This is a genomic window from Variovorax sp. YR266, assembly GCF_900107295.1.
Lineage (GTDB): Bacteria > Pseudomonadota > Gammaproteobacteria > Burkholderiales > Burkholderiaceae_C > Variovorax.
Window position 1 is genome coordinate 545,254 of sequence record NZ_FNPM01000001.1, and the last position, 24,671, is coordinate 569,924.

The 24,671-nt window shown below is 66.5% G+C and carries 20 protein-coding genes and 1 tRNA gene; 8 read left to right on the top strand and 13 right to left on the bottom strand.

All coding sequences use genetic code 11. The annotated features are described in order from the left end of the window. The first annotated feature begins 46 nt into the window (after positions 1 to 46). The 4 genes from BLW48_RS02570 to BLW48_RS02585 are packed head-to-tail and all read left to right on the top strand — an operon-like array spanning position 47 to position 6,918. Complete coding sequence (locus BLW48_RS02570; RefSeq protein WP_093172453.1) at positions 47 to 1,189, top strand: ATP-binding protein; 1,143 nt, start codon at positions 47 to 49, stop codon at positions 1,187 to 1,189. A gap of 10 nt (positions 1,190 to 1,199) precedes the next feature. Then, positions 1,200 to 3,644 carry a DUF5682 family protein gene (locus BLW48_RS02575; protein WP_093172455.1) on the top strand — a complete coding sequence of 815 codons (2,445 nt, stop codon included), beginning with the start codon at positions 1,200 to 1,202 and terminating at the stop codon, positions 3,642 to 3,644. After that, positions 3,641 to 4,765, top strand: a complete 1,125-nt coding sequence (locus BLW48_RS02580; RefSeq protein ID WP_093172457.1) for a VWA domain-containing protein — start codon at positions 3,641 to 3,643, stop codon at positions 4,763 to 4,765. Before BLW48_RS02575 ends, BLW48_RS02580 begins: the two co-directional genes overlap by 4 nt. Next, a complete protein-coding gene (locus tag BLW48_RS02585) occupies positions 4,762 to 6,918 on the top strand; it encodes an SWIM zinc finger family protein (protein WP_093172459.1) in 2,157 nt (718 codons plus the stop codon). The genes BLW48_RS02580 and BLW48_RS02585 overlap by 4 nt, the downstream gene beginning before the upstream one ends. A gap of 41 nt (positions 6,919 to 6,959) precedes the next feature. Here BLW48_RS02585 and BLW48_RS02590 read toward each other — a convergent pair. The 7 genes from BLW48_RS02590 to BLW48_RS02620 form a co-directional block, all read right to left on the bottom strand. After that, positions 6,960 to 7,035 (bottom strand) — tRNA-Thr (locus BLW48_RS02590). A gap of 64 nt (positions 7,036 to 7,099) precedes the next feature. After that, complete coding sequence (locus BLW48_RS02595) at positions 7,100 to 7,675, bottom strand: ClpXP protease specificity-enhancing factor (RefSeq protein ID WP_093172461.1); 576 nt, start codon at positions 7,673 to 7,675, stop codon at positions 7,100 to 7,102. 41 nt (positions 7,676 to 7,716) lie between these two features. Continuing rightward, entirely contained in the window at positions 7,717 to 8,328 is a 612-nt protein-coding gene (locus BLW48_RS02600; protein WP_007835362.1) for a glutathione S-transferase N-terminal domain-containing protein, read from the bottom strand. Between the two features lie 96 nt (positions 8,329 to 8,424). Beyond that, positions 8,425 to 9,198 carry a cytochrome c1 gene (locus tag BLW48_RS02605; RefSeq protein WP_093048682.1) on the bottom strand — a complete coding sequence of 258 codons (774 nt, stop codon included), beginning with the start codon at positions 9,196 to 9,198 and terminating at the stop codon, positions 8,425 to 8,427. Positions 9,199 to 9,232: 34 nt separating this feature from the next. Continuing rightward, complete coding sequence (locus tag BLW48_RS02610; RefSeq protein WP_093048679.1) at positions 9,233 to 10,669, bottom strand: cytochrome b; 1,437 nt, start codon at positions 10,667 to 10,669, stop codon at positions 9,233 to 9,235. A 14-nt stretch (positions 10,670 to 10,683) separates the two neighbouring features. Beyond that, a complete protein-coding gene (gene petA, locus BLW48_RS02615) occupies positions 10,684 to 11,301 on the bottom strand; it encodes a ubiquinol-cytochrome c reductase iron-sulfur subunit (RefSeq protein WP_093048676.1) in 618 nt (205 codons plus the stop codon). Between the two features lie 168 nt (positions 11,302 to 11,469). Continuing rightward, the gene (locus tag BLW48_RS02620) at positions 11,470 to 12,276 is read right to left on the bottom strand and encodes a response regulator transcription factor (protein ID WP_093172462.1); all 807 of its coding nucleotides are present in this window, start codon (positions 12,274 to 12,276) and stop codon (positions 11,470 to 11,472) included. Positions 12,277 to 12,894: 618 nt separating this feature from the next. On the opposite strand from BLW48_RS02620, the gene BLW48_RS02625 reads away from it, so the two are divergent. The 3 genes from BLW48_RS02625 (at position 12,895) to mscL (ending at position 18,340) form a co-directional block, all read left to right on the top strand. Next, a complete protein-coding gene (locus tag BLW48_RS02625; protein WP_256330680.1) occupies positions 12,895 to 15,201 on the top strand; it encodes a YadA-like family protein in 2,307 nt (768 codons plus the stop codon). Positions 15,202 to 15,359: 158 nt separating this feature from the next. After that, positions 15,360 to 17,849, top strand: a complete 2,490-nt coding sequence (locus tag BLW48_RS02630; RefSeq protein WP_093172464.1) for a tetratricopeptide repeat protein — start codon at positions 15,360 to 15,362, stop codon at positions 17,847 to 17,849. A gap of 59 nt (positions 17,850 to 17,908) precedes the next feature. Further along, positions 17,909 to 18,340, top strand: coding sequence for a large conductance mechanosensitive channel protein MscL (gene mscL, locus BLW48_RS02635; protein ID WP_093048667.1), 432 nt, complete (start codon positions 17,909 to 17,911; stop codon positions 18,338 to 18,340). On the opposite strand, the gene pdxA is transcribed toward mscL, so the two are convergent. The 3 genes from pdxA to BLW48_RS02650 all read right to left on the bottom strand — a co-directional run bounded on the left by pdxA (position 18,341) and on the right by BLW48_RS02650 (position 21,565). Continuing rightward, positions 18,341 to 19,381: a 4-hydroxythreonine-4-phosphate dehydrogenase PdxA gene (gene pdxA / locus BLW48_RS02640; protein WP_093075851.1), complete on the bottom strand. Its 1,041-nt coding sequence runs from the start codon at positions 19,379 to 19,381 to the stop codon at positions 18,341 to 18,343. It abuts the gene before it with no gap. Between the two features lie 61 nt (positions 19,382 to 19,442). Beyond that, positions 19,443 to 20,216 (bottom strand): Nif3-like dinuclear metal center hexameric protein, encoded by a 774-nt coding sequence (locus BLW48_RS02645; protein WP_093172466.1) that lies wholly within the window; start codon positions 20,214 to 20,216, stop codon positions 19,443 to 19,445. Beyond that, on the bottom strand, positions 20,213 to 21,565 hold the full coding sequence (locus tag BLW48_RS02650; RefSeq protein ID WP_093048658.1) for an MFS transporter: 1,353 nt from the start codon (positions 21,563 to 21,565) through the stop codon (positions 20,213 to 20,215). Before BLW48_RS02650 ends, BLW48_RS02645 begins: the two co-directional genes overlap by 4 nt. A gap of 295 nt (positions 21,566 to 21,860) precedes the next feature. On the opposite strand from BLW48_RS02650, the gene BLW48_RS02655 reads away from it, so the two are divergent. Further along, positions 21,861 to 23,024: a trypsin-like peptidase domain-containing protein gene (locus BLW48_RS02655; RefSeq protein ID WP_093048655.1), complete on the top strand. Its 1,164-nt coding sequence runs from the start codon at positions 21,861 to 21,863 to the stop codon at positions 23,022 to 23,024. A 20-nt stretch (positions 23,025 to 23,044) separates the two neighbouring features. Here BLW48_RS02655 and tatC read toward each other — a convergent pair whose 3' ends face one another. The 3 genes from tatC to tatA all read right to left on the bottom strand — a co-directional run bounded on the left by tatC (position 23,045) and on the right by tatA (position 24,647). Beyond that, positions 23,045 to 23,854 (bottom strand): twin-arginine translocase subunit TatC, encoded by an 810-nt coding sequence (gene tatC, locus BLW48_RS02660; protein ID WP_093075856.1) that lies wholly within the window; start codon positions 23,852 to 23,854, stop codon positions 23,045 to 23,047. 66 nt (positions 23,855 to 23,920) lie between these two features. After that, positions 23,921 to 24,388 carry a Sec-independent protein translocase protein TatB gene (gene tatB, locus BLW48_RS02665; protein ID WP_007835284.1) on the bottom strand — a complete coding sequence of 156 codons (468 nt, stop codon included), beginning with the start codon at positions 24,386 to 24,388 and terminating at the stop codon, positions 23,921 to 23,923. Positions 24,389 to 24,401: 13 nt separating this feature from the next. Further along, positions 24,402 to 24,647 (bottom strand): Sec-independent protein translocase subunit TatA, encoded by a 246-nt coding sequence (gene tatA / locus BLW48_RS02670; RefSeq protein ID WP_093048649.1) that lies wholly within the window; start codon positions 24,645 to 24,647, stop codon positions 24,402 to 24,404. Positions 24,648 to 24,671 lie beyond the last annotated feature (24 nt).

The following is a 24,671-nucleotide window of genomic DNA, read 5'->3' on the forward strand; positions in this document are numbered from 1 at the left end:
AGTCCGGCGCCATCATCCGATTCGACATCCACACAGATCCCGACCCATGGCCACATCACGCAAGCCGACCGACACACAGCCCGGCGGTGCCACCGCGCTGCAGCGCCCGCCAGCCGAGATCCTGTACGCCGCACAGCTCGCGCGGCTGCAGGCGCAAGACAAAGACCCGCGCCCGCCCGGCTGGGTGCTCGGCCTGAAGGCCGCACGCTCGTTCATCCTCGGCGACGCGGCGCTCGACATCGCGCCCAAGATCGTCGCGCCCGTGGCCAGCATCGAGCGCATGCTCGTCACGCTGGCCACCGGCCGCGGGCTGATGCTGGTGGGCGAGCCGGGCACGGCGAAGTCGATGCTGTCGGAGCTGCTGGCCACGGCCATCTCTGGCATCTCGACGCTCACCATCCAGGGCGGCGCATCGATCACCGAAGACCAGATCAAGTACGGCTGGAACTACGCGCTGCTCATCAACGAAGGGCCGAGCCCGCGCGCGATGGTGCCGGCGCCGCTGTACCTCGGCATGCAGAAGGGCCAGGTGGTGCGCTTCGAAGAAATCACGCGCGCACCGCTCGAAGTGCAAGACTGCCTGCTCGGCATGCTGTCGGACCGCGTGATGGCGGTGCCCGAGCTGTCGGGCGAGCACGGCATGCTCTACGCGCGCGAGGGCTTCAACATCATCGCCACCGCCAACACGCGCGACCGCGGCGTGAACGAAATGAGCGCGGCGCTGAAGCGGCGCTTCGACTTCGAGACGGTCTTTCCCATTCTCGACTTCGACCGCGAACTGGCGCTGGTGCAGGAATCGTCGACGCGGCTGCTTGCGCAGAGCGGCATTCCGAAGACAGTGCCGGCGCCGGTGCTGGAGCTGCTGGTGTCGACCTTCCGCGACCTGCGCGGTGCGCCCGCGAAGGGCGACAACGGCAATGCGGGCAGCGATGCGGCCATGGACCGGCTCACCGCCGTGATGTCCACCGCCGAAGCCGTGAACGTGGCGCATGCGGTCGGCGTACGCGCCTGGTTCCTCGAACAGCGCGAAGGCTCGCCGGCCGACTTGGTCGACTGCATCGCCGGCACGGTGGTGAAGGACAACGCAGACGACCGCGCAAAGCTGCGGCGCTACTTCGAGCAGAAGGCAGCCAAGCGCAACGGCGCCCACTGGCGCGCGTACTACGAAGCACGCCACCGCCTGCCCTGAACACGCGCCGATGCAGCAACCCCACATCGTCGGCGTGCGCCACCACAGCCCCGCCTGTGCGCGGCTGGTGGCCGAGCGCATCCGCACGCTGCGCCCGGCGTACGTGCTGATCGAAGGCCCAGCCGACTTCAACGAACGGCTCGACGAGCTGTACCTGCCGCACCAGTTGCCGGTGGCGATCTACAGCTATCTCTCGGGCGACCAGACGCACCGCGGTTCGTGGTCGCCCTTTGCCGAGCATTCGCCTGAGTGGCAGGCGCTGCAGGTGGCGCGCGAGGTCGGCGCCGCCGTGCGCTTCATCGACCTGCCAGCGTGGCACGACGCCTTCTCGCGCATGGAGAACCGCTACGCCGACGTGGCCGACCACGAACACGAGGAGCGCGCCGAAGCCTACGAGCGCGCGCTGACCGAAAAGCTCTCGGTGCAGGGCCGCGATGCGCTGTGGGACCACCTGTTCGAGGACGGCTGCGATGCGGCCGAACTGGCGCGGCGCCTCTCGACCTATTTCGATCACCTGCGCGGCGAGGACCGGGGCTCGCAAGGCAACCAGGCACGCGAACAGATGATGGCGCGCTGGATCGCCTGGGCGATGGCGCAGCCGGGCGAACCGGGCCGGGCGCAGGCGCTGGTGGTGTGCGGCGGCTATCACGCGCCCGCACTGGCGCGGTTGTGGCAAGGCCTGCCGACTGAACTGCCCGCCACGCCACAACCTTCGCTCGAATCCTCAGACGATGAAGAAACACCAGGGACGCCCGACCCCGAGGCCACGCTGCGCTTCGGCTCCTACCTCGTGCCCTACACCTTCAAGCGCCTCGATGCCTTTGCGGGCTATGCCTCGGGCATGCCCTCCCCCGCCTACTACCAGTGGGTCTGGGACCACGGCCCTGAGGGCGCCGCACACCGCGCGCTGCAGCATGTGATGCAGCGCCTGCGCGAGAAGAAACTGCCCGCCTCCACCGCCGACCTGATGGCCGTGCACCTGCGCGCACAAGGGCTCGCGCGGCTGCGCGGGCACGAGAAGCCGCTGCGCTCCGACTGGCTCGACGCACTGGCCGGCGCGCTCGTGAAAGACGCGCTCGACGCGCCCCTGCCCTGGACCTATCGCGGCGCGATCCGCCCCGGCACCGACCCCGTGCTGGTGCAGGCCATGGACGTGCTGGCCGGCGACACCGTCGGCCGCCTCGCGCCCGGCACGCCGCAGCCGCCGCTGGTGGCCGCCGTGCAGGCCGAACTGGCGGCACACGGCATCGTGCTGCGCGGCCAGCTCAAGCTCGACCTGCTGCTCGATGCCGACCGCGCGAAGAGCCGCGTGCTGCACCGGCTGTCGATCCTGCGGCTGCCCGGCGTACGCCGCACGCAAGGGCCGAAGCTCGCGATGTCGGGCGAACGCACCGAGCTGTGGTCGCTGAGCGAGCCGCTGGAGCAGCAGGCCGCGCTGATCGAGGCCGGCGCCTGGGGCGCGAGCCTGCACGACGCGGCGCGCGCCCGGCTCGAGGACGATCTGCGCCAGGCCCACGGCCGCATCGGCCCGCTGGCCGACGGACTCAACCAGGCCGCGTGGGCGGGGCTGTCGGCACTCAGCGATGCGCTGCTGCGCGAGTTGCGCGGCGCGATTGCCAGCGAGCCGCGCTTCGAGGCACTGGGCCCTGCCCTGTCGGTGCTGCACACGCTGCTGCGCCACGGCCAGATGCTCGGCATGGCCGATGCGCCGGTGCTGCGCGTGGTGATCGAATCGGGCTTCGACCGTGCGCTGTGGCTGCTGGAGCCGCCCGCCGCCATCACACCGGCAGACATGCAGGCGCATCTCGAAGGCCACCTCGCGCTGCGACGGATCGTGGCCGACGTGCTGGCCCATGCACAGGACAACGCGCACGATACGCACGCACCATCGCTGCTCGACGTGGAGCCAGCTCGTGCGCTCGCCGTATGGCAACGCAAGGCCGCCGACACCAGCGCCGCGCCCGTGAGCCGCGGCGCGGCGCTGGGCGCAACGCTGAGCCTGGCTGGCCGGATTGCCGATGCCCAAACGCACAGCGATCACGGTGTGAGCGAAGCCATGCAGCTGCTGCACTCGCTGCCCGCCCCCGTGCTCGGCGACGCGCTCACCGGACTGCTGGCGCTGGCGCGCGAAACGCTGTCGTCCGAGCCCGCTTTCGTCGCCGGCATGGACCGCACCGTGCAGGCGCTGGACAACGCCGACTTCGTGCGCGCCATGCCCAGCCTGCGCGCCGCCTTCGCCTGGCTGCCGCCGCAGGAGCGCGGGCTGCTGGCCGACCAGGTGCTGGCGTTGCACGATGCTACGCACCTGTCGCGCCGCGCGCTCACGGCCCACCGCGCCGGCGAGGCCGCGCCCGAGCAACTGGCCGAGGCCCGCCGCGTGGAAGACGCCGTGCTCGCGCGCCTCGCAGCCTGGGGCGTGACGCTGGAAGACGCGCAAGGAAGGCCCCACCCATGAGCCTCGACATTCCCGATCCGCTGCAGCGCTGGCGCCTGCTGCTGGGCGACCCCGCCGAATCGGCCTGCGGCAGCCTGAGCGCCGAGGCGCAGGCCGCCGATGCCGCGCTCGACTGGCTCTACGGCCGAGACGGCGACCGTGCGACCCGCGGCGAACGCAGCGCGGGCCTGGGCCCCTCGGCGCTGAGCACGCCGGACTGGATCAACGCCATCCACACGCTCTTTCCCAAGGAAGTGATCGAGCGGCTGGAGCAGGATGCAGTCGAACGCTACGGCATCGACGAGGTGGTGACGAATCTCGAAGTGCTGGAGCGCATCGAGCCTTCGGAATCGCTGCTGCGCGCGGTGCTGCACACCAAGCACCTGATGAACCCGCAGGTGCTGGCGGCCGCGCGCAAGCTGGTGGCCGAGGTGGTGCGGCGCATCATGGAAAAGCTCGCCACCGAAGTGCGCCAGGCCTTCAGCGGCAGCCGCGACCGGCGGCGCCGCTCGCGCATGAAGGTGGCGCGCAACTTCGACTTCAAGCAGACGCTTGCGGCCAACCTGCACCGCTACGACCCGGAACGCCGCAAGCTCTATGTGGAACGGCCGGTGTTCATCAGCCGCACCAAGCGGCATGCCGAGCCGTGGGACATCATTTTGCTGATCGACCAGAGCGGCTCGATGGTCGACTCGGTGATCCACAGCGCGGTGATGGCCGCCTGTCTGTGGCAATTGCCCGGCATGCGCACGCGGCTCGTGGCCTTCGACACCGCGGTGGTCGACCTGACTGCCGACGTGTCGGACCCGGTCGAGCTGCTGATGAAGGTGCAGCTGGGCGGCGGCACCGACATCGCCAAGGCTGTGGCGTATGCGCAGTCGCTCGTCGCCAATCCGCGCAAGAGCATCGTGGTGCTGGTGAGCGACTTCTACGAAGGCGGCAGCGAGCACGAACTGGTGCGCCGCGTGAAGGCGCTGGTCGAGTCCGGCGCGAAGGTGCTGGGGCTGGCCGCGCTCGATTCGAAGGCCGAGCCCAACTACGACCGCGAGATGGCCGCGCGGCTGGTGCGCGAAGGCGCGCAGATCGGCGCGATGACGCCGGGCCAACTCGCCGGCTGGCTGGCCGAGAAGGTGCAGGGATGAGCGGCTCCACGACAACATGGCGTGCCGACCTGCTGGAGCTGACGCCAGAGGCGCTGACGGCGCTGGCCAACGCAGGCTTCGTCAAGCGCGCGCAGAAGGATGTGGCAGCCGGCCTGCTGCCGAAAATGGAGACCGGAGCCGACGGCGTGGTGCAGGCGCATTTCGACGACGGCGTGCGCACCAGCCTGCCGCCGGGACGCACGCTGCGCGACGCGCAATGCAGTTGCCCGGCAAGCGGCATGTGCCGGCATCGGGTGATGCTGGTGCTGGCGTACCAGGCGCAGGCTGCGTCGGCAAAGGCCGATGCGCCGGACACGCCCGATGAGGCTTCGGCAGAGCCGGACGGCGCATGGAGCCCCGCGCAGTTCGACGATGCCGCGCTGGCCGCGAGCCTCGCGCCCTCGGTGCTCGAACAGGCGAACAAGCTCGCCGCCGCGCGCCCTGTAGTCGGCGTGCAGGCCTGGCGCAGCGCCAGTGCGCCGCCCGTGGCGCGGCTGCCGATGTGCAGCGTGCGCTTCTTCTCGCGCAGCTCGCTGGTTCATGCGCGCTGCGACTGCAAGCAAGGCAGCGGCTGCGCACACGTGGTGATCGCGGTGTGGGCCTTCCGGCAAGCCGGATCGCTGGTGCCGGGTTCGGCGGAGGTGATGGTCGAGGTGCAGCCGTCCGCATCGACGGGCATGGATGCTGCGGACCCCACACCGCAGCCCGCAGCAATGCAAGGTGAAGCCGCGCTAGCCCTGCGCACGCAGATCGACGCCCTGCTGCTGTCGCTCTGGCTCGACGGTTCCAGCCAGCCGCTGATGGCGCTCGCGGCCCGCTTCCAGGCCGTGCGCAGCCAGACGCGCGCGCTGGGCTGGAACTGGATCGACGACGCGCTCGACGAGCTCTGGCAACTGCTGCAGGCCCAGCAGGCGCGCAGCAGCCGATTCGAGCCGCTGAGGCTGGTGCGCGTGCTGACCGAGCTGTGGGCGCGGCTGCAGGCAGCGACGCATGCCGGGCGGCCGCAGGATGGCTCCGCACGGCCAGCGCTGCCGGCCAGCCAGATCCTAGGCATCGGTGTGAAGGGCGAGGTCGCACTCGACCATCTGCGGCTGGTGTCGCTCGGCGCGGAGCTCTGGTCCGACGAGACGGCCGAAGGCGCGAACATTCTCTTTGCCGACCCCGACACGCAGAACGTGACCGTACTGGAACGCCAGTGGTCGCGCGAGGCCGACGCCGCAGCCGGCGGCGCGGCACCCAACCTGCTGAACCGGCGTGTCGCGGGCTTTCCGCTGCGGCAGCTGGCAAGCGGACAGGTCATCACCAAGACCGCGACGCGGCGCGCCAACGGGCTGGTCGACATCACGGCAGGCGCGCGGCAGACCGGCGTGCTGCCGCTGTCGCCGAAATCGTGGGACGACCTGGTCGCACCGCTGCGGCAAAACAGCGTGGCGGGGCTGGTGGCGCATCTGAAAGAGGCTCAGCCCGATTTCGTCCGGCCGCGGCAGGCTGCGAGCGGCGCATCGGCTGGTGCCTCAGGGCAGCTGCATGTGGTGGCGTTCGAACGCATGGAGGTGGCGTCTTGTCACTGGGATGCGGCGGCGCAGGTGCTGCATGCACGGCTTGGACAGGCGGCGGCGGACGAAGCGAACGAAGCCAGGACCGAAGACGCGCAGCTGCACCTGGCGTTGCCGCATCGCGCGGCCACGCCTGGCGCGGTCGATGCGCTGGCACGCACGCTCGCCGGCGAATACGGCGCGCTGCGTGCCGTGGCGGGCACTGTGCATCTGCAGGGCAGCCAGGCAGTCATGCAGCCTCTGAGCCTGCTGACGGCGCAGCGTGCCGTGGTACTGCAAGTCGAAGCGGTCGCGCCGAAGCCGCTGGATCTGGAAAGCGACGCCGAAGAAGTACCGGCGTTGAACGCGCTGGCCGGCGACACGCTGGAACTGCTGGCACTGTGGCTGCGCCAAGGCCTGCGCCATCAGGGCGGCGGCGCAATGTCGAAAGCGCAAGCGCAGGTGCTGCAGTTGAAGCAGGCCGGGCTGGGGCGAGGCGCAACGCTGCTGGAGGCCGTGCTCGAGAACCTGCGGTCGGCGCAAAGGCCGGCGCTGGTGGAGCAACTGGCAATGCTCGGCTTGCTGATGCAGGGCGTGGCGCAATCGGCCTCGGGATGAAAAAACCCCTGAGCCGGTTCAGGACTCAGGGGTTCTTTGCATGGTGCCGCTTGTCGGAATCGAACTGACGACCTTCCGCTTACAAGGCGGGTGCTCTACCAATTGAGCTAAAGCGGCGAAATTCCAGTGCGTGATTCTAGTAGCGCCAGCCGGCATGCCCGGCTGCTCGCTCCTGCCACTGCTACTTGATGCGCTTGAGCGAGGGCCTAGCGCCGCCACCGGCCGGCGGGCGCGGCGGCTCGTCGACCGGATCGGCGGGCGAGCCCGCATCGACCGTTTCGTCGCCGTCCTCGCCCGTCACCAGGTGAACGATCTTGCCGGCATCGCCTTCGGTGCCGCGCGAGGCGTCACGCAAGGGCATGCGGGCAGGGCCCTGGGGCGAAGGCGCGGAGACCGGGCCATCGCTGCCATCATGCTCCGCAGGAACCGACGGTGCCGGCGCGGGAAACGCCATGCCCTGTCCGTTTTCGCGTGCGTAGATGGCAATCACGCGCCCAACTGGCACGCTGATTTCACGCGCCGTGCCCGCAAAACGGGCCTTGAACTCGATGAAGTCGTTGCCGAGCTTGAGCGAGCTGGTCGCGTCGAAGCTGATGTTGAGCACGATCTCGCCGTTCTTCACGTACTCGCGCGGCACCTGGACGGTGTCGTCGACCTGCACCGCGACATAGGGCGTGAACCCGTTGTCGGTACACCATTCGTACAGCGCCCGGATGAGGTACGGGCGGGTGGAAGACGACTCGAGCGCGTTGATCATGAAAAGCGACGGAAAACGATGGAAGCAGGCACGAAGCTTACTTACTTTCGCATGACCTTTTCAGAAGGCGTGAGTGCTTCGATGTAGGCCGGGCGCGAGAAGATGCGCTCGGCGTACTTCAAGAGCGGTGCCGCGTTCTTGCTGAGGTCGATGCCGTAGTAGTCCAGGCGCCACAGCAGCGGCGCGATGGCCACGTCGAGCATCGAGAAGTTGTCGCCCAGCATGTACTTGTTCTTGAGGAACACGGGTGCCAGCTGCGTGAGGCGGTCGCGGATGTGCGAGCGGGCCTTTTCCAGCGCCTTCTCGTTGCCCTTGGTGGTGCGGTTCTCGAGCGTCGAGACGTGCACGAAGAGTTCCTTCTCGAAGTTGAGCAGGAACAGGCGCACGCGGGCGCGGTCGACCGGGTCGCCGGGCATCAGCTGGGGATGCGGGAAGCGCTCGTCGATGTACTCGTTGATGATGTTCGACTCGTACAGGATCAGGTCGCGCTCGACCAGGATCGGCACCTGGCCGTACGGGTTCATCACGCTGATGTCTTCGGGCTTGTTGTAGAGATCGACGTCGCGGATCTCGAAGTCCATGCCCTTTTCGAACAACACGAAGCGGCAGCGGTGGGAAAAGGGGCAGGTCGTTCCTGAATACAAGACCATCATGGCGAGAGACTCCTAAAAATCAAAAAGAGTGGGTCGCGTTGGCAACCCACTCTGTGGGACCGGATGCCCGAGGGTATCCGGTCGGCGTGGACGGAACTACTTGACGTCTTTCCAGTACGAGGCGTTCAGTCGCCACACGAATACCACCGACATGGCCAGGAACAGCAGCACCCACACGCCGATGCGGATGCGGGTGTTCTGTGCCGGTTCGGCCATCCATTGCAGGTAACTCACCAGGTCGCCGACCGCATTGTCGTACTGCACGGGCGTCAGGGTGCCGGGAGTGACTTGCTCCCAGCCCTTGAACACTTCGGTTTCGTGGCCGTGCTGTTCGACCTTGGTGTAGACCGGGCGGCGTTCGCCTTGCAGTTCCCACAGGGGGTTCGGCATGGCGACGCTCGGGAACACGAGGTTGTTCCAGCCGGTGGCCTTGGTGTCGTCGCGGTAGTAGGTGCGAAGGTACGTGTAGAGGTAGTCGGCGCCGGTGCCGCCGTGGCCGGCGCGCGAGCGGGCGACCAGCGTCAGGTCGGGCGGCGTGGTGCCGAACCATTCCTTGGCCTGGCGCGCGTCGATGTTGGCCTTCATGGTTTCGCCGACCTTGTCGGTCGCGAACAGAAGGTTGTCCTTGATCTGCTGCTCGGTGATGCCGATGTCCTGCAGGCGGTTGTAGCGCATGAAGGCTGCCGAGTGGCAGTTCAGGCAGTAGTTGACGAACAGCTTCGCGCCGTTCTGCAAGGCGGCCACGTCGGTCGTCTTGTTGGGCGCCTTGTCCCACGCGATGCCTTCGGACTCGGCCGATGCCGCCGCGGAAAAGGTCAGGCCCAGTGCGAGACCCAGGACCGCGAGCCAGCCGGAAATGCTTTTCTTCATCGTGTTTCTCTCAGCTCTCTTGCGCTTCTGGTTCTCAATGAGCGGCGAAGACCACGCGCTCGGGCACGGTCTTGAACTCGCCCTTGCGGCTCCACCACGGCATCAGCAGGAAGAAGCCGAAGTAGAAGAGCGTGCCGATCTGCGAAATGGTCTGCGCGATGTCGAGGGCAAAAGAGCCGATGACCAGGTTGCCCCAGACGCCGGGCGCCTGGATGCCCAGGTAGCCCAGGATCAGGAAGAAGAACACGAACACGCCGTACACATACTTGTGCCAGCCCGGACGGTAGCGGATCGACTTGACTTCGCTGTGGTCGAGCCACGGCAGGAAGAACAGGATGATGACCGAGCCGCCCATGATGACCACGCCCCAGAACTTGGCGTCGAAGTTCTTGAGCAGGAAGATCACGACAGCCGCCACGACGACGCCGGCAATCTTCAGGCCCATGCCCGACTTGCCCTTGACGAGGTTCCAGATGGCGGCCGCGGCAACGATGAGCGCGAACACGTTGACCATGTCGTCGGTGGTCGCACGCAGCATCGAATAGAAGGGCGTGAAGTACCAGACCGGAGCGATGTGGTTCGGCGTCTTCAGCGAATCGGCCGGAATGAAGTTGTTGTATTCGAGGAAGTACCCGCCGGCTTCAGGGGCGAAGAAGATCACCGCCGAGAAGATCGTGAGGAACACCACCACGCCGAAGATGTCGTGCACCGTGTAGTACGGATGCGACGGAATGCCGTCCAGCGGATGGCCGTCGGGGCCGCGCTTGGCCTTGATCTCGATGCCGTCGGGGTTGTTCGAACCCACTTCGTGCAGCGCGATCAGGTGGGCCACCACCAGGCCGAGCAGCACCAGCGGCACGGCGATCACGTGGAAGCTGAAGAAGCGGTTCAGCGTGGCGTCGCTCACCACGTAGTCGCCGCGGATCAGCAGGGCCAGGTCGGGGCCGACGAAGGGAATGGCGGCGAACAGGTTCACGATGACCTGGGCGCCCCAGTAGGACATCTGGCCCCAGGGCAGCAGGTAGCCCATGAAGGCTTCGGCCATCAGGCACAGGAAGATCGCGCAGCCGAACACCCAGATCAGCTCGCGCGGCTTGCGGTAGCTGCCGTACATGAGGCCGCGGAACATGTGCAGGTACACCACGATGAAGAACGCCGAGGCGCCCGTCGAGTGGATGTAGCGGATGAGCCAGCCCCACGGCACGTCGCGCATGATGTACTCGACCGATGCGAACGCCTGGTTCGCATCGGGCTTGTAGTGCATGACGAGGAAGATGCCGGTGACGATCTGGATCACCAGCACCAGCATGGCCAGCGAGCCGAAGATGTACCAGAAGTTGAAGTTCTTCGGCGCGTAGTACTTGCCCCACTGGTCGTTCCAGAGCTTGCTGAGCGGGAAGCGGTTGTCGACCCAGTTCAGCAGCTTCTCGCTGGCAGGAGCGTTGGGGGAAATCTCGTGGAATTCAGCCATGTTCTTCTTCCGCCTCAGGCCTTCTTGGAGTCTTCACCGATCAGGAGCTTGGTGTCCGACAGGTACATGTGCGGCGGCACCGGCAGGTTGTCGGGCGCGGGCTTGTTCTTGAAGACCCGGCCAGCCAGGTCGAAAGTGGAACCGTGGCAGGGGCAGAGGAAGCCGCCTTCCCAGTCGTTCGGCAGCGAAGGCTGCGGACCGGCCTGGAAGCGGTCGGTCGGCGAGCAGCCCAGGTGGGTGCAGATGCCGACCACGACCAGCACGTCGGGCTTGATCGAGCGGTGCTCGTTCTGCGCGTACTTGGGGGTGAATTCGTCGGGATGACGCTTGGAGAGGGGGTCGGCCAGCTGGCCGTCCAGCTTGGGAAGTTCGGCGATCTGCGCGGGGGTGCGCTTGAGGATCCAGACCGGCTTGCCGCGCCATTCGACGGTGATTTTCTCGCCGACCTTGAGGCCCGAGATATCGACCTCGACCGCGGCGCCCGCGGCCTTGGCCTTCTCGGAAGGCTGGAAAGTGCTCACAAAGGGAACGGCGGTTGCCACGCCGCCCACCACGCCGGCGCAGCTGGATGCAATCAACCACGTCCGCTTGCTGGTGTCGATCCGGGGCGAGCCGGAGGTCATGTCACTCATGGGGATCCTCTTGTCTTCTTCGCTGGAGCAGGAGTCAACCCGCGATTGTAGCGGGGCGCTCAAGGGATATTCAATGGCCGCCATGCGCGTGGCCGGCGAACGACGGCAAGGCGCGCCGCATTCGCGGGGCGCCCGCCGGGGGCGACAAGGGCTGTCGCCGCGGGGACTTCAGTTCAGAAGACCGTGCTGCATCGCCTCGTGGACCGCCTGGGTCCGCGACTTGACGGAGAGCTTGCGATAGATGCTCTTCGCATGAAACTCGATGGTGTTGACCGACAGATAGACCGCGTCCGCGATCTGTCGGTTGCTCCAGCCCTGTGCGATGAGGCGCAGCACCTTGAGTTCCCGTGGCGACAGCAGGCCCTGCGGCAGCCTGGCGGCAGAAGCCTGCTCCGACGACGACGACGACGACGACGACGACGACGACGACGGCGCCGGCACCGGGGCCTGGACGCGGATGGGTTCGATCGTGCGCGCCTTCGCGTAGGCGGCAATCGAGCCGAGGATGCGCCGCGCGATGCGCGAATCCATCGGCGAGCCGCCGCGCTCGATGGAGCGCAGCAGATAGGCGAGTTCGGCGTCGTCGGCTTCGGTCAGCAGATAGCCGATGGCGCCGGCAGCGATTGCTGCGTTCACGAGTTCCTGGTCGTCGGTTGCCGACATGCCGATGCTCTCGATGCGCGGATAAGCCTGGCGCACATGATGAAGCAGCGCAGCGCCGTCATTGCCCGGCAGCCGCATGTCGACCAGCACGAGGTCATAGGGCAATGCCGCCAGCAGGTTGAGCGCCTCGGCCCGGCCCGACGCGATCACCACGCGACGATGCGGCGCGAGTTCGGCGAGGATGCGCCGCATGCGGTCGGCTGCGATGGAATCGTCCGCGACGATCAACGCTGCGTGAAAAACGCCGCCATACAACTGCGCGGCCGATGGCACATGCCGCACGGCGGCGGCGTATTGCATGTTCATTTCCATGACCGCTCTCCTGCCGGCACGCAGCGGACTTCGCCCGCGCTGCATGCGTTTTCAATGCCCAAGAAAAAATTGATCACGCGACGTCCTCTGGCTCTGTGGCTACCCGCAGGTAGCGACGAAATGTTGACTTTCGTTTCAGATACCGCAGGAACGATGCCCGCGCAGAGGAACACCGGGGCGCACGGCGCGCCAGCGCGTGTAGTACTTTGATTTCATTGAAGAAATTGCCTCGAACGACCCGAAAAACGAGGGCTTGAGGAGGCCTTGAAAAGGCCGTTTTTTCGCCGTTGTTACGTGCGGGTTACTGCGTGTGTTACGTAGCACCGTGCCACACGAAACGCGCTCCGGAACGCGTATCGAAACGTCACCACGCGATTCGCGCGATGTCTGCGAAGCCGCATGGGCGTTGGCTTTGCGAGCACCTCGTTGATTTGCCGATGCGTCGTCAAGCTGCGTGCATACATCCAGAACTACGGATCCCGGTGATGTTCATCGAAGACCTCGATTCCTAGCATCAGTTGCATTGGGTAACGCAATGAAACCCAACCCTGCTTCCACGCGACGAGGGCGCTTGGAAGACCAGAAATGGCAACTGATTCTTCAAGGAAAAAAGTCCAAATGACTACATCCAAGCGCTCCAGCGTTCGCTCGTTCATCGTTCATCGCCCAGGCGTCAGCCGCCTTCTCGCTTCGGTGCTCGTGGGCGCCGGCTATGTGATGACGTTGCCGGTGGCATATGCCCAGATACAGGTGGGCGGAAACAACATCAATGTTGTTGGAGGCCCGGGCGCGAACAACGGGATTTTTACTTCTGACGACGGGATCTCCACTCCCAACCTGACAGCCACGAGCTTGACAGCCACGAACGTCAGCGCAGTCACCATCACCGCCAACAACGGCACGATCAATACGTTGAGTTCGGGCAGCATCACGGCCGGCACAGTCGCCGCAGGCAGCATCACCGCAACCCGGGTGACCACCACCAGCCTGAGCGCAACATCGGCAACGGCCACCAACCTGACCTCGACCAGCATCAGCACCGGCACGATCACCGCAGGCACCGTGTCCGCAGGCAACGTCAGTGCCGCGACCGTCACGGCCGGCACCGGCACGGTCACCAACCTGACCTCCACCAGCATCAGCACGGCCACTCTCACCGCAGGCACCGTGTCTGCCGGCAGCGTCAGCGCCACCAACGTCTCGGCCGCCAACGGCACGATCAACAACCTGGCCACGACCAGCATCTCGGCAGCCAACGGCACGATCAACACGCTGAGCGCGAGCAACGTGACCACGGGCAACCTGTCGTCGGGCAACGGCACTATCCAGTCGCTGACCTCGACCAACATCCTGACGACCGGCATCACCGCGACCAACGTGCAGGCAACCAATGTCGATGCCACCAGCGTCGTCACGACCAACCTGACGTCGAACACCGGCAGCATCTCGACGCTCACGTCCACCAACGTCAGCACCACCAACGTGACGGCGTCGAACGGCACCATCAACACGCTGAGCTCCGCCAATGTCAGCACCACGAACCTGACAGCCAGCAACGGCACGATCAATACGTTGAGCTCGGCCAACGTCAGCACGACGAACCTGACGGCGTCGAACGGCACGATCAACACACTGAGCGCAACCAACGTCAGCACCACGGACCTGACGGCTGCAAACGGCACCATCAACACGCTGAGCGCGACCAATGTCAGCACCACAGATCTGACGGCCAACAACGGCACCATCAACACGTTGAGCGCAACGAACGTCAGCACGACGGATCTGACTGCCAGCAATGGCACCATCAACACGCTGAGTGCCACCAACGTCAGCACCACGGACCTGACTGCCAACAACGGCACTATCAATACGTTGAGCTCGACCAATGTCAGCACGACGAACCTGACAGCCAGCAACGGCACGATCAACACGCTGAGTGCTACCAACGTCAGCACGACGGATCTGACCGCCAACAACGGCACCATCAACACGTTGAGCGCCACCAACGTCAGCACCACCAACCTGACGGCCAACGCCGGCACGATCAACACGCTGAGTGCTACCAACGTCAGCACGACGGACCTGACCGCCAACAACGGCACCATCAACACGTTGAGCGCCACCAACGTCAGCACCACGAACTTGACGGCCAACGCCGGCACCATCAATACGCTGAGCGCCACCAACGTCAGCACCACCAACCTGACAGCCAACGCCGGCACCATCAACACGCTGAGCGCCACAAACGTCAGCACAACGAACCTGTCGGCGAGCCGCGGCACGATCAACACGTTGAGCGCAACCAACGTCAGCACCACCAACCTGTCGGCAGCCAGCGCCACCATCAACGCGCTGACCGCCAACACGGTGAGCGCCACGACGGTGAATGCAAGCACGGTGAACGCCACCACCGGCAACTTCCAGACGGTCACGGCGGCCAACGGCAACATCACGGTGCTGAACACGCAGACCGGCAACATCACCACGATCAACGCCGTGACCGGCAACGTCACGACACTGAACGCGGGCACGGTCAACGTCACCGGCAACGTGACGGCGGGCGGCACCATCACGGCGGGCAACGGCGTGGTCGCCAACGGCCGCGTGCAGAACGTGGCTCCCGGCGTCCTGCCGACGGACGCCGCGAACATGTCGCAGTTGAACCAGGTCCGCAACGAAGTGCAGGACATGCGCAAGACCAGCAGCACCGGTGCGGCCATCGCCCTGGCAGCAGCCTCGGTGCCGGCGCTCGAAGCGGGCAAGAGCTTCGGCATCGGCGTGGGCGTGGGCTCGTACGACGGCCGCTCGGCCCTCGCTGCGGCGGCCAGCTTCCGCATCGGCGAAGGCGCGCAGATCAAGGTGAACATCGGCAGCGGCAGCAGCGGCAAGGTCGGCGGCGGCATCGGCGCCTCCTGGTCCTGGTAATCCGGCCCGGCGTGCCTGCGGCGCCCCTGCGCTGCGGGAACGCCCGCTGATGAAACGGAAGGCCGGCCCCTATACTGGGTTGCCGGCCTTTTTCACTTGCATGAAGGCCGGCATTTCCTGCAGCGGCCGACCTCCTGACCCGTCCATCACACGGCTTCATGAACTCACCTTCTCTCGCCCCCGCACCCTCCACATCGGCAGCAGATGCCGGCAGCCTTCTGGAACAGGGATTGGTGCTGCACCGGGTGGGCCGTTTCGCCGAGGCCATCCAGGTCTACGAAGCCCTGCTGTCGCGCTTTCCGGAGCATGCCGACGCGCTGCACCTGACGGGCGAGGCGCTGTACCGGCAAGGACGGCCGAAGCTGGCGCTGAACTACGTGAACCGCGCAATCGCGCGGTCGCCGCACCACTTCTACTTCAACACCCGCGCGACGATCTTCATGCACATGGGCCTGCCGGCCGAAGCGCAGCAAGACCTTCGCCGCGCGATCAAGGCGCTGCCGAACTACCCCGAGGCCTACGTGAACCTGTCGGCGGTGTACCGCCAGCAGAAGAAGTTCCGCCAGGCACGCGAGGCCGCGGCCGAAGCCACGCGGCTCGCACCGCAGGCGCCCGCGGCATGGAACAACGCCGGCGCAATCGACATGGAGCAGGACCGCTTCGACGAGGCGATCGTGCAGTTCCGCCAGGCGCTCGCGCTCGACCCTGGCTATGCGGCCGCGCACAAGAACATCGGCAAGATCCGCGCGCATCAAAAAGACTGGGCCGCCGCGCTCGACTCGTACGAGCGGGCTGCGGCCGACCCGCAGGATTGCGAGGCCGCATTCATGCTCTCCAGGGCGCTGCAGAGCTGCGGCCGCACCGAGGAGGCCATCGCGCCCATGCAGCGCGCCATGCGCAACTGGCCGGCCGAGGAGCGCCACAAGGCGCTGTCCGACTCCGAAGGCGTGGCCGCGCTCTACGGCGTGTGCGGCGCGCTCGAAGGCGTGTCGATGCGCTTTGCGGAATCGGCCGAGCTCTACAAGCTGGCGCTGGAAAGCCTGCCCGAGCACGAGCTCCTGCTGAACAACCTGGGCACGGTGAACTTCCGCCTCGGCCATTTCGACACCGCCATCGAAGTGCTCAAGAAGGCGCTCGAAGTGCATCCGCGCCAGGTGCTCGCACGCTGCAACCTGGGCGTGACCTATGTGATGGCCGGCCAGTCGGAGGCGGCCATTGCGGAGTTCGAGCAGTGCCTGCGCGACGACCCGGACTTCATGCCGGCCATGGTGTGGATGCTGGGCGAAAAGGCGCACATCGCCGACTGGAACGGCGTGCCCGAGCTGCGCGCCAGGATCGCTGCGCTGCTGGACAACCCGAACAACGACCAGACCGTGTCGTCGTTCATCCTGATGTCGAACTACGACGATGCGCGCCGGCTGATGAACTGGACCCAGCGCTCCGCCACGCTGGCCGACCGGAACACGGGCATCAGGCCTTTCGCCGATGCCGGCGCGCGCCGCACGGCGCCGCGCATCCGCGTGGGCTACTACTCATTCGACTTCCGCAACCACCCGGTCGCGCACCTGACCGCCGAGCTGTACGGCCAGCATGACCGTAAAGATTTCGAAGTCTTCGTCTATTCCTACGGTCCGGACGACGGCCATCCTGCGCGGGCGCGCATCGCCGCGTCGGCCGAGCACTTCGTCGACATGCACGGCCAGTCGATCCAGCAGATGGCCGAGCGCATCCGCGAGGACGAGATCGACATCCTGATCGACCTCTCGGGCGACACGCGCGGCGCCAAGCCGCAGGTCATGGCCTATCACGCGGCGCCAGCGCAGCTCATGTGGCTGGGCTACATGGGCACCAGCGGCACGCCTAACTACGACTACCTGGTGTCCGACAACTTCCTCTCGCCGCCGGGCACGGAAGACTGCTACACCGAGAAGCTGTTGCGCCTGCCCGAGACCTTCCAGGTGATCGACACGAAGCGCCCGGTCAACCCGCAAAAGGCCACGCGCGCCGAGCACGGCCTGCCCGAAGACGCCTTCGTGCTTTGCAACTTCTCGCAGTCGTTCAAGATCCAGCCCGAGACCTTCGAGGCGTGGGTGCGCATCGTGCAGGGCATTCCGGACTCGGTGCTGTGGCTGGCACAGGGCCCGCGCGGCTTCGAGCACAACCTGCGCGCGCAATGGGACAAGGCGGGCCTGCCGGCCAAGCGCCTGATCGTGTCGCCGCGCATGCCGGTCGACCAGCATCTGGCGCGCATCGGCCTGGCCGACCTGTTCATCGACACCTTCCCCTACAGCAGCGGCGCCACCGCGAACGACGTGCTGTGGTCGGGCGTGCCGCTGCTGGCGCTCACGGGCACGACGATGGTGTCGCGCATGGCGGGCAGCCTGCTCGGCGCCATCGGGCTGCCGGAGCTGGTGGCCACGAACCATGACGAGTACGTGCAGAAGGCCATCCACTACGCCACGCACCCGGAGGAGCTGGCCGCACTGCGCGCGCGGCTCGTGGCGGCCAAGGACGCGCGCCGCGGCTACTTCGACACGCCGCGCTTCGTGCGCCATCTCGAGGACGGCTTCAGGCAAATTGCCGCGCGCAGTCGTGAACGGTTGCCGGCCGCGCATGTCGATGTTGCGCCACGCTCGCTGGAGAAGTGAGCAATCGCGGGCATACTCGACTTTCCTTCAACAGCAGAGCTCCAGCAGCCTTTTGAATCATGAGCATCCTCAGTGAATTCAAGGAATTTGCCGTCAAGGGCAATGTCATCGACCTTGCGGTCGGCGTGATCATCGGCGCAGCGTTCGGCAAGATCGTCGACTCGCTCGTGGCCGACATCATCATGCCGCTGGTCGGGGTGGTGTTCGGCAAGCTCGACTTCTCCAACCTCTATGTGGTGCTGGGCACGGCGCCCGCCGGCGTGGCGAACACGCTGGCAGACCTGAAGAAGGCCGGCGTTCCGGTGCTGGCGTATGGCAACTTCATCACCATCGCAGTCAACTTCGTGATCCTGGCCTTCATCATCTTCATCATGGTCAAGCAGATCAACCGCCTGAAGCGCAACGAAGAGCCTGCACCGGCCGCGGCCCCCGAGACACCCGAAGACGTGGTGCTGCTGCGCGAAATCCGCGACAGCCTCAAGCGCCCCTGATCAAGCGCCCTTGAGCACCCGGGCCATGCGCAGCGCCTCGACGAGGCTCGACGCATCGGCCAGCCCCGTTCCCGCGATGTCGAACGCGGTGCCGTGATCGGGGCTGGTGCGCACCAGCGGCAAGCCCAGCGTCACGTTCACGCCCTTCTCCACGCCCAGGTACTTGACCGGAATCAGGCCCTGGTCGTGGTACATCGCCACCACCACGTCGAACTCGCCACTGGAGGGCACGCCGTGCCTGGCGCGTGCGCGCATGAAGACCGTGTCGGGCGCATAGGGCCCGCTGGCGTCGATGCCTTCGGCGCGCGCGGCCTCGATGGCCGGCGCGATGATCTCGCGCTCTTCCGAACCGAACAGACCGCCCTCGCCCGCATGCGGGTTGAGGCCCGCCACGCCGATGCGCGGCGCGCGGCCCAGCGCATGCGTCAGCGCGCGGTGCGTGATGCGCAGCGTTTCGAGCACGCCTTCGAAACGCACCGCCTCGATGGCATTGCGCAGCGACATGTGGATGCTGACGAGCACGGTGCGCAGCTCGTCATTGGCCAGCATCATGCGCACCGGCACGTCGGCCACGGTGCGGCCCAGATGCGCGGCCGCCTCGGCCTGCAGCAGCTCGGTGTGGCCGGGGTACGGAAAGCCGGCGGCCGACAGCGCTTCCTTGTGCAGCGGTGCGGTCACGATGGCGCCGATCTCGCCACGCAGTGCGGCCCGCGCGGCCCAGATCACGCATTCGCCCGCCACGCGGCCGGCCTCTGCGCTGATGCGGCCCGTTTCGATGTGCGAAGGTGGCGCGATCACCTGGAGCACGGGGATGCAGCCCGGCGGTACGGTCGCGGCTTCGGCGACGGATTCGATCTCGAGCACAGGCCAGGCCAGCTGACCCGGCCCGGCCAGGGCCTGCGAGGCCTGGCGCATCGTGCCCACGTCGCCGGCAACGAAGGCGCTGCGGGTCGCGTCAGGTGCATCACGAAACGCCTTGACGATGATCTCCGGCCCGATACCCGCGGGATCGCCCAGCGTGATGGCAATGGCCCCGCTCATTGAAATACCTCCGTGCTTCGCACTGCGGTGCGAGCTTGCTTGGGGCGGCCCGGCGCTACGCTCATGCCGGGTTGTCGATGTCGATGAACTCGTGCTTCAGCCCGAGCTGCGCCGCCACATGCCCGGCCACCGCCGGCGCACCGTAGCGTTCGGTGGCGTGGTGCCCGCAGGCCAGGAAGGCCACGCCCATCTCGCGCGCGTAGTGAGCCTGGGGCTCCGAGATTTCGCCGGTGATGAAGGCGTCGGCGCCGGCCGCGATGGCCGCCTCGAAGTAGCCTTGCGCGCCGCCCGTGCACCAAGCTACGTTTTTGATAGCACGATGCGCCGTATCGACGAGCGTGACCGGCCTTTTAAGCACACCTTCGACGTGCATGGCGAGCGCCTTGGCGTTGGCAAAGCTCTCGCCGCTTTCCTGCATGCCGAGAAAGCCCAGCTCCTGCTCGCCGAAGCGCCCGGTCGAACCGGCATGGGCCACGAGCCCCAGCTTCAGGCCGAGCTGCGCGTTGTTGCCGAGTTCGGGATGCGCGTCGAGCGGCAGGTGGTAGGCGAACAGGTTGACGTCGTCGCCCAGCAGCAGGCCCAGGCGCTGTTTCATCCAGCCGGTGACGCAGCCGTCCTGGCCGCGCCAGAACAGGCCATGGTGAACGAAGATGGCATCGGCCTCGGCGTGGATCGCGGCCTCGATCAGCGCGCGGCTGGCGGTCACGCCCGAGACGATCTTGCGGACCACGGTGCGCCCTTCGACCTGCAGGCCGTTGGGTCCGTAGTCCTTGAAGCGCCCGGGGGCCAGCAGCAGGTCGAATGCGTGGAGCAGTTCGTGGCGGGTGGTGCTCATCGCGCCATTGTCGCGCCGCCCGCGGGGGCCGCGCCATCCCGCATGGCATGGCCGCGCGCGGCCAGGGGCAGGAACGCCAGCAGGAAGCCCAGCCCGGCCAGCACTGCCACGTAGTGCGCCGGCGCCATCGTGTCGCGCTGCAGCCAGAGCGTCAGGATCACCGGCGTCAGCCCGCCGAAGACCGCGTAAGACATGTTGTAGGCGAACGAAAGCCCGGTGAAGCGCACCGGCGCCGGGAAGGCGCGCACGCCCGCAATCGGCACGGTAGCAATGGTGCCCACGAACAGGCCCACCAGCCCGTAGTGCCAGAACAGCGTAGCCGGCGTTCCGGGCAGCCCGCTGTAGAACAGGTAGGCCGTGACGAACAGGCCACCCCAGCCGACAAGCATCACGGTGCGCGTGCCGATGCGGTCGCTGGCCCAGCCAGCCAGCATGCAGCCAATGGTCAGCGTGAGCGTGGCGAGCGCGTTGGCCTCGAGCGCCAGCGCAGCGGGAATGTGGTGCACCTTCTGCAGATACGTGGGCGTGTACAGCACCACGACCACGATGGCGGCAGACAGCACCCAGGTCAGCAGCGCGACGTACACGCAGGCCAGGCGGTGCTCGCGCAGCACGGTGCGCAGCGGCATCTCGCGCGCCACGCTGCGGCGGCCGGCCAGCTCCTTGAAGACCGGCGTCTCGTGCAGGAACCGGCGCAGGTACACCGACACCAGCCCGAACACGCCGCCCAGGATGAAGGGAATGCGCCAGGCGAAGTCGCTCACCTGCTCGGGCGAATAGTGGCGGTTGATGGCCACCGCGATCAGCGAGCCCAGCAGGATGCCGCCGGTGATGCCCGAAGTCAGCATGCCGATGCCGAAGCCGTAGCGCTTCGCCGGTACGTGCTCGCCCACGAACACCCAGGCGCCGGGCATCTCGCCGCCGATGGCCGCGCCCTGCAGCACGCGCATCGCCAGCAGCAGCAGGGGCGCCGCAACGCCGATGCTCGCGTAGGTCGGCAGCAGGCCGATCACCAGCGTGGGCGCAGCCATCAGGAAGATCGACAGCGTGAACATGCGCTTGCGGCCGAAGATGTCGCCGAAATGCGCGATGACGATGCCGCCCACCGGGCGTGCGAGGTAGCCGGCCGCGAAGATGCCGAAGGTCTGCAGCTGCCGCAGCCAGTCAGGCATGTCGACCGGGAAGAACAGCGCGCCCAGCACGGTGGCGAAGAACACGTAGATGACGAAGTCGTAGAACTCCAGGGTGCCGCCGAGAGCGGACAGGCCGAGGGTCTTGTAGTCGCTCGAGTCGAGCGTGCGTGCCGGTGCTGGCTGCGCGCCGTCCGGGAAGGTTGCTTCTGAAGTCATGGCTGGCAGGGAGATCGTGATCGCGCGCCAGCCCGCGGGACCGGGTGACAAAACGGAAAAATGGCGCGCTGGCGAAATGCCTGGCCGCTTCCACCGGGTGGGCAGCGCGGGAGGCCTGAAAAACACGGGCCGGATGGGACCGACCTGCGATGCTAGGTGTTAACCCGGCTTTACGTACGCAGGAAGTCTTAATCTCGACCTCTGCGAGCGGTTTCTGCACCAGGCGGTTGAGGGACAATTGACAACATTGCTGCGTTGCACTGCAGCCTTCCAACGTCTTTTTCACCAATCTTTCATGAAACGCACCTGGCTGCTCTTCGCCCAAGCCGTGACCGTCCTGCTCGCGGCCTACTTCGTCGTCGCGACGCTCAAGCCCGAGTGGATCAACAAGCGCGCAACCTCGCTGGGCGGCGTGGTGTCGATCGTCGAGGCACCGGCCGGCAACCCGGGTGTGACGACGCCCGGCAGCCTGAGCGTGCCGGCCAAGAAGGCCTCCCCGGCGGTGGTGAGCATCAACACCAGCAAGGCCGCGCAGCGCCACCCGCGAAGCAACGACCCGTGGTTCCGCTTCTTCTTCGGCGACCAGGACGACCAGCCCCAGGTGGGCCTGGGCAGCGGCGTGATCGTGAGCCCCGACGGCTACATCCTCACCAACAACCACGTGGTCGAGGGCGCCGACGAGATCGAAGTGACGCTCAACGACAGCCGCCATGCGCGCGGCAAGGTGATCGGCACCGATCCCGACACCGACCTGGCCGTACTGAAGATCGAGCTCGACAAGCTGCCGGTGATCGTGCTGGGCGATTCAGACGCGCTGCAGGTGGGCGACCAGGTGCTGGCCATCGGCAACCCCTTCGGCGTGGGCCAGACCGTGACCAGCGGCATCGTCTCGGCGCTGGGCCGCAACCAGCTCGGCATCAACAACTTCGAGAACTTCATCCAGACCGACGCAGCCATCAACCCCGGCAACTCGGGTGGCGCGCTGATCGACGTCAACGGCAACCTGCAGGGCATCAACACCGCGATCTACTCGCGCTCGGGCGGCAGCATGGGCATCGGCTTCGCCATTCCGGTGTCGATGGCCAAGATCGTGCTCGAAGGGATCGTGAAGGAAGGCCAGGTGCGCCGCGGCTGGATCGGCGTGGAGCCGAGCGACCTGTCGCCCGAACTCGCCGAGACCTTCGGCGTGAAGGCGGACGCGGGCGTGATCATCACCGGCGTGCTGCAGAACGGCCCGGCCGCCAAGGCCGGCATCCGCCCGGGTGACGTGATCACCTCGGTGGGCGAGAAGAAGACAGACAACGTGCAGGCGCTGCTGACCGCGGTGGCCGGCCTGAAGCCAGGCAGCACCTCGCGGTTCGCACTGCAGCGCGGCAGCGACAAGATGGAGTTGGATGTGACGCCGGGTCTGCGCCCGAAGAGCCCGGTCCGGCAGGTGCCGCCGAGTCAGCCCGAATAACGGGCTGTCAGGTCGGTCGATCAGGATTGCGCTGAATCAGCGCTTTCCTCTTCCTCTGGCTTCTTGCCGGAACTGGCGAAGTACCTGGCACCGATGATGCCCACTTCGTACAGCAGGCACATCGGCACCGCCAGCGCCAGCTGCGACACCACGTCGGGCGGCGTGAGCACCGCGGCAACGACGAATGCGACCACGATGAAGTAGCCGCGGAAGGACTTCAGCTTCTCGATGGTCACCATCTCGAAGCGCACCAGCAGCATCACGACGATCGGCACCTGGAAGGCCACGCCGAAGGCGATGTAGAGCGACAGGATCGCCTCGACGTACGAGGAAATATCGGGCGTTGCCTGCACCGCGGACGGTGCGAAGCGCTGGATGAAGCTGAACATCTTGTCCAGCACGAAGAGCTGCACGAACGCGATGCCCGCATAGGCCAGCAGGCTGCCGAAGAAGATCAGCGGCAGCGCGAATTTCTTTTCATGGCTGTAGAGCCCCGGCGCAATGAACATCCACGCCTGGTACATGAGCCAGGGCAGCGCCAGCAGCACGGCGGCCATCATCAAAACCTTGAGCGGCACGAAGAATGGCGAGAACACGCCGATGGCGATCAGCTTCGCGTCGTGCGGCATGTGCGCCTTGATCGGCATCGCGATCAGGTCGATCAGCCCGCCCGGGCCGGGCCAGATGGCCAGCAGGATGCCCGCGACCACGAGGCCGTAGACGCAATAGAGCAGGCGGTCGCGAAGCTCGACCAGGTGCGCCACGAACGGCTGTTCGGTGCCCGCCAGCTCGTCTTCTTTGTCTTTGTTCTTGTTGTCGGAATCGGCCATTGGAAAAGAAGATAGCGTGACGTCGGCCGGCGTGCGGCGCGCGCAGAACGCGGTGTTGTGGATGCGCTAGTTGATCTTGTTGATCGTGTGCGGGCGGAAGCGCGCAACGCGCGCCGCGCCCGACAGCGCCTTAGTGCGCACGCCGTTGCGCGCCTTGTACCACTGTGGCGTGGCGCCCTGTTTCAGGCGCCAGTTCTTGCGGGGATGCTTGTATTCGGGCGGCGACGGCTCGGGTTCGGCCAGCGCCGAGAGGGTTTCGCCCGAACCGCTGAACTGCTTCTCGAATTCGCTCGCGCCCGTGTGGATGCTGTGCTCGACGTCGCGCGCCGCATCCTCGACGGTGGTCTTCATCTTGCGGAGCTCGTCGAGCTCCATCGAGCGGTTGACTTCGGCCTTGACGTCGTTCACGTAGCGCTGCGCCTTGCCAAGCAGGGTGCCGACGGTGCGGGCCACGCGCGGCAGCTTTTCCGGGCCGATGACGATCAGCGCCACGACGCCGATCAGCGCCAGCTTCTCAATGCCGAGGTCGAGCACGTGCGGTCCGCGCTCAGGACTTCTGACGCGCTTCGACGTCGATCGTCGGCTTGTCGCTGTTGGCCGGCTGGCCGGTCACTTGCTGGGCGGGGGCCGACGAAGCGGCGGCATCGGACGAGCTGCCGTCCTTCATGCCGTCCTTGAAGCCCTTGACGGCGCCGCCAAGATCCGAACCCATGTTCCGCAGCTTCTTGGTGCCGAAGATCATGACCACTACGAGCAGCACGATCAGCCAGTGCCAGATGGAAAAAGAACCCATGGAGAACTCCTAAGAATGTGTCCG